At 62.8% G+C, this 5717-nt stretch carries 5 protein-coding genes; 1 reads left to right on the top strand and 4 read right to left on the bottom strand.

Going from position 1 to position 5717, the window contains the following annotated elements; genetic code table 11:
• Nucleotides 1-521: PfkB family carbohydrate kinase (locus AC1DT2_RS14555; protein WP_477297062.1), on the top strand; the 521-nt coding region annotated here is incomplete at its 5' end.
• 169 nt (nt 522-690) lie between these two features.
• Here the strand turns inward: AC1DT2_RS14555 and glpK are convergent.
• The 4 genes from glpK to AC1DT2_RS14535 form a co-directional block, all read right to left on the bottom strand.
• The gene (glpK, locus tag AC1DT2_RS14550; RefSeq protein ID WP_063572169.1) at nt 691-2205 is read right to left on the bottom strand and encodes a glycerol kinase GlpK; all 1515 of its coding nucleotides are present in this window, start codon (nt 2203-2205) and stop codon (nt 691-693) included.
• An 8-nt stretch (nt 2206-2213) separates the two neighbouring features.
• Nucleotides 2214-3056, bottom strand: a complete 843-nt coding sequence (locus AC1DT2_RS14545; protein ID WP_477297063.1) for an MIP/aquaporin family protein — start codon at nt 3054-3056, stop codon at nt 2214-2216.
• 43 nt (nt 3057-3099) lie between these two features.
• Nucleotides 3100-4611 (bottom strand): glycerol-3-phosphate dehydrogenase, encoded by a 1512-nt coding sequence (gene glpD, locus AC1DT2_RS14540; protein ID WP_063572168.1) that lies wholly within the window; start codon nt 4609-4611, stop codon nt 3100-3102.
• Nucleotides 4612-4968: 357 nt separating this feature from the next.
• On the bottom strand, nt 4969-5717 hold a 749-nt coding region (locus AC1DT2_RS14535; RefSeq protein ID WP_477297061.1), incomplete at its 5' end, for a DeoR family transcriptional regulator.

Raw genomic sequence — 5717 nt, 5'->3', positions numbered from 1 at the left:
TCGTCGCACCGGACGGTCGCGAAGCGATGCTGCAGCACGTGAACGAGTTCGCCGCGCGCGGCGTTCCCTTCATTTTCGATCCGGGCCAGGCGATGCCGCTGTTCAACGGCGACGAGTTCCGCGCGATGATCGAGAAGTCCACGTACGTCATCGTCAACGACTACGAATCGCAGCTGCTCCAGCAGCGCACGGGCTGGAGCGCGGACGACATCGCGTCGAAGGTCACCGCGTACATCATCACGCAGGGCCCGCGCGGTTCGCTCATCCATGTCGGTGGCGAGATCATCACGGTGCCGCCGGCACGCGAGCGCAAGGTCGTCGACCCGACCGGTTGCGGCGATGCTTATCGCGCCGGCCTCATCTTCGGCATCATGAAGAACTACGACTGGAAGACCATCGGCAACATGGCCTCGCTCATGGGCGCGCTGAAGGTCGAACACCCCGGCACGCAGAACCAGTACTTCACGTACGACCAGTTCGCCGCGGAGTTTAACGAACAGTTCGGCTACGCGCTGCCCTGAAGTGCCTTAAAAAAAGGGGCGGCGCATCACTGCGCCGCCCCTTTTTTTTGCGTCAGCCCGCTCTATGTAGGAGCCGATTCATCGGCGATAACCAGATGGCGACAACCTGGCCCGCTGCCGCGGGATCGCCGATGAATCGGCTCCTACAACGTAAGCAGGCCTTGCCAGCTTACTTACGCGGCTTGAAGCCCATCGTCGCATTGACAGCCTGCTGCCAGCCTTCATACAACTCGTCGCGCGTTTCCTTCGTCATCGACGGCTTGAACTCGCGATCCACCGCCCAGCGCTTGGTGATATCCGTCTGGTCCTTCCAGAAACCGACTGCCAGACCGGCGAGGTACGCCGCACCCTGTGCGGTGGTTTCCTGCACCTTCGGACGCAACAGAGGAACCCCGAGGATGTCCGCCTGGAACTGCGCCATGAAGTCGTTGGCGATCGCACCGCCGTCCGCGCGCAGTTCCTTCAACTGGATACCCGAGTCGATCTGCATCGCTTCGAGTACGTCGCGCGTCTGGTAAGCCATCGACTCGAGCGCGGCGCGGATGAACTGTTCCTTCGTCGTGCCGCGTGAGAGACCGAAGACGGCACCACGCACATCGCTTCGCCAGTAAGGCGCACCAAGACCGACGAAGGCAGGTACGAAGTAAACACCGTCGTTGTCCTTCGCGCGCTCCGCGTACGACTGCGAATCCGACGCCTTGCCGAGCATGCGAAGGCCATCACGCAGCCACTGGATCACGGAACCAGCGACGAAGATGCTGCCCTCCAGCGCGTATTCCACCTTGCCGTTGAGACCCCACGCGATGGTGGTAAGCAGGCCGTTCTTCGAACGCACGGCCTTCTCGCCGGTGTTCATCAGCATGAAACAGCCGGTGCCGTAGGTGTTCTTGGCCAGGCCGGGTTCGAAACACGCCTGCCCGAACAACGCGGCCTGCTGGTCGCCCGCGATGCCGGCGATCGGCACTTCACGGCCGAAGAAATGCTTCGCCAGCGTGTTGCCATAGACCTCGCTGGACGACTTCACTTCCGGCAGCATGGCCCGCGGCACGTTGAGCATCTTCAGCAGCTCGTCATCCCACTCGCGCTTGAAGATGTCGTACATCAGCGTGCGCGAGGCGTTGGTGTAATCGGTAACGTGCACCTTGCCGCCGGTGAGGTTCCAGATGACCCAGGTGTCGATCGTACCGAACAGCAGTTCGCCCTTCTCCGCGCGCTCCTGTGCACCTTCGACATGGTCGAGGATCCAGCGCACCTTGGTCCCGGCGAAGTAGGCATCGATGAGCAGACCGGTCTTCTCGCGCACCATCGGGTCGAAGCCGTCTTCCTTGAGCTTGTCGCAGATGTCCATCGTCTGGCGCGACTGCCAGACGATCGCGTTGTAGATCGGCTGGCCGGTGGCCTTGTCCCACACCACCGCGGTCTCGCGCTGGTTGGTGATACCGATGCCTTCGATAGCGCTGGCGTCGATGCCCGAGCTGCTGATGACCTCGGTCATCGTCGACAGCACGCTGGTCATGATCTCGCGCGGGTTGTGTTCGACCCAGCCCGGCTGCGGGAAGATCTGCGGGAACTCGCGCTGCGCGGTGCCGGCGATGTTGCCGTCATGGTCGAAGAGCATCGTGCGCGAGCTGGTGGTTCCCTGGTCGATCGCCAGGATGTAGCGCTTGTCCTTGGACTTGTCCATTGCTGGCCTCACCGAGTCGTTTGGTTGGAAGAGTTGCGACCGGCGGCCTGGCGCGCTTCTTCAAGCGCACGCTGACGTGCCGGCAGGAAGGGATGCACGAGCAGCTGGTACGCGCCGCCACCGACCACACCACCGATCAGCGGGCCGACGATCGGCACCCACCAGTAGTTGTCCGGCGAAGGCAGCGCCGAGGAGCCCCAGCCCGCGAAGAACGCGAACAGGCGGGGACCGAAGTCGCGCGCCGGGTTGATCGCCCATGCTTCGAGGTAACCCATCGACGCACCGATGGTCGCGACCAGCAGGCCGATGATCAGCGCGCCGCTGTTGGCACCCGGTGCCGTCTCGTTGTACTGCTCGGTGATCGCGAAGATGCCGAACAGCAGGAACGCCGTCAGGATGACCTGATCCAGAAGCGCGYGCATCGGCGTGATGGCCAGACCCGGATGGGTGAAGAACACGCCTGCCGCGCCTCCGGCCTCACGAGTGAGGTTGTGCGTTGCATTGAAGTGGTCGATGACCGGTCCGAACAACACATAGACGATCGCGGCGCCGAGGAATGCACCGATGACCTGGGCGATCCAGTACGGGACGACCTTCTTCCATGAAAAGTCGCGGAAGATCGCGAGTGCCAGCGTGACGGCTGGGTTCGCATGCGTACCGGAGACCGACGCCGTCGCGTAGATCGCGATGGTGACCGCCAGACCCCAGGCGATACAGACGCCCCAGTAAGCGTTGAGGTAGGGACTAGGGTCGTAGAGCACGTACATGCACGCTACGGAATCGCCGAACGCAATGATGATGAACATCGCGAGGGCTTCGGAAATCAGCTCGCCTATCTGTTGTCGCATGATCCGTCTCTCCATCGGGTTTCATGACTGGGAAAGCGCCAGGGCGCTACGGGTTGGTGGCAGGCCCCTGGGGGACGCGCCGGTTCAGGTACTCGGTAAGGCGACGCACGTCGTCGGGGCCGACGCGCAGGCCGATCTTGCTTCGGCGCCACAGGATGTCTTCAGCTTCGGTCGCCCATTCGTGGCGGATCAGGTAGTCCACCTCCACCTGGTACAGATCCGAGCCGAAGTGCTCGCCCAGCGCGGCGAGGCCGTCCGCTTCACCCAGCAGGTCGCGGGCGCGCGTGCCGTACATATGCGTGAGCCGCCAGGCAAAGGTTTCCGGCAGCCAGGGGCGCGACGAGCGGATGTCGTCGGTGAGCGCATCGATATCCCGTTCGCCACCGCCCGGAAGCGGGCGCGCGTCGGCTGTCCATGCAGGCTTGTCGTTGCCCAGCAGCGGGGCGAGTTTATCGACAGCCTCTTCGGACAACTTGCGGAAAGTCGTGAGCTTGCCACCGAAGACGTTCAGCAGCGGCGCACCGTCCTGGTCGATGTCGAGAAGGTAGTCGCGTGTGACTTCGGACGCGCTACCGGATTCGTCCTGCAGCAGCGGCCGGACGCCGCTATAGCTCCAGACAACGTCGGCGGGCGTGAGCTGCTTCTTGAAGTAGCGGTTCACGGCCTCGCACAGGTACTGCGTTTCCTCCGCTTCGATCACCGGGTGCGACGGATCCGACTTGTATTCGATATCGGTCGTGCCGATCAGCGTGAAGTCGCGCTCGTACGGAATGGCGAAGACGATGCGACGATCCGGCTGCTGGAAGATGTACGCGTAGCGGTGATCGAAGATCTTCGGGACGACGATGTGGCTGCCCTTGATCAGGCGCAGCGTATGCGAATGCTTCAGGTGAACGACGTCGTCGAGAAAGCTCGCCGCCCAGGGGCCGGCGGCATTGACCAGCGCGCGCGCCTTGACGAAGTGGCGGCTGCCGTCGCGCGATTCGAGCTCGGCCGTCCAGCCATCCGCATCGCGACGTGCACTGATGCATTTGGTATGGGTCTCGACCTTCGCACCACGATGCACGGCGTCCATCGCATTGAGCACGACCAGGCGTGCATCCTGCACCCAGGCATCGGAGTAAACGAAGCCCTGGTGGAACTCACTGCGCAGCGGCTCGCCGGTGACGTGTTTGGCAAAGCGCACACGCCGCGAACCCGGCAGGGTACGGCGGCCACGACCCAGGTGGTCATAGAGGAACAACCCGATGCGAATCATCCACGCCGGGCGCAGATGCGGCTGGTGCGGGAGGATGAAGCGTAGTGGCCAGATAATGTGCGGCGCCGCCCTGAGCAGTACCTCGCGCTCGGCAAGCGCCTTGCCGACGAGGGCGAACTCGAATTGCTCGAGGTAACGCAGCCCGCCGTGGATCAACTTGGTCGCCGCGCTGGATGTGTGCGATGCCAGGTCGTCCCTTTCGCACAGCCACACCGATAGCCCGCGCCCTACCGCATCACGTGCGATACCGACGCCGTTGACGCCACCACCGACCACCAGAACATCGACCTGCTCGACCATCGCGCACTCCGCTTGGCTGGAGGCACCACTTCACTGAGAGGGGAATAGCCATGTTCRGCTGCGCTCGTTTTTCCTTGCGGAGACGCCCGAGGGGCGCATAAACGAACATTTCACACGGTCAGCAAGCGGCGCCTGCGTTAAAAGTGAGCATATTCGAACATAAACGAACATGGCACGCTGCAGTGCAGCGCAGGGTTTGTTTGAAACAAGGCCTTCAGTCGCGGGTAGATGCCTGATAGATCGACACTTTCTGCCCTCGGCGTGGTTTCAGTCCACGGCTGCCCAGGCAGCCTCCCCTAAAAGAAACCGCAATTCGTGCTGCTGTAGGAGCCGATTCATCGGCGAAAACACGTCACCTCAGTCCCCCGCGACATGCAACTGCGTCCCCGCAGCCTCCAGCACGGGCATCAACGGCTCAGGCGGCGCCTTGTCGGTAAACCAGGCATCCACCCGCGAGAAATCACCCAGCCGAACCATCGCGTTACGTCCGATCTTGGTGTGATCGGCGCCCAGGTACACCTGCCGCGAGTGCTCGATGATCGCCTGCGCAACGCGTACTTCGTGGAAATCGAAATCCAGTAGGGTCCCGTCCAGCTCGATACCGGAGATCCCGATGATCCCGTAGTCGACCTTGAACTGACGAATGAGCTCGATCGTCGCCTCGCCGGTCACACCACGGTCGCGACCGCGCACGACGCCGCCGGCGACAATCACCTCGAAGGTCGGGTTGTCGCTGAGCAGGAGCGCGATATTGAGGTTATTGGTAATCACACGCAGGTCGCGGTGATCGAGCAGCGCGCGGCCGACGCCCTCGTTGGTGGTGCCCAGGTTGATGAAGAGCGAAGAGCCATCCGGGATCTGCTTTGCGATCGACGCCGCGATACGGTTCTTCTCTGCGGCCTGGAGCGTCTGACGCGCCGCGTAGGCGACGTTCTCCACGCTCGAGGAAGGACTCACACCGCCGTGGTATCGACGAATCAGGCCGCTGTCGGAGAGCAGGTTCAGGTCACGGCGAATGGTCTGCGGTGCAACGTCGAAATGACTGGCCAGTTCATCGACACCAACGAAACCCTCGCGCTGCACGATCGCGATGAGCTCTTCCTGAC

The sequence above is a fragment of the Luteibacter sp. P4_E6 genome, from assembly GCF_056401535.1.
The sequence above is the reverse complement of the archived record's forward strand: the minus strand, read 5'-3'. Positions and strand labels throughout refer to the sequence as shown.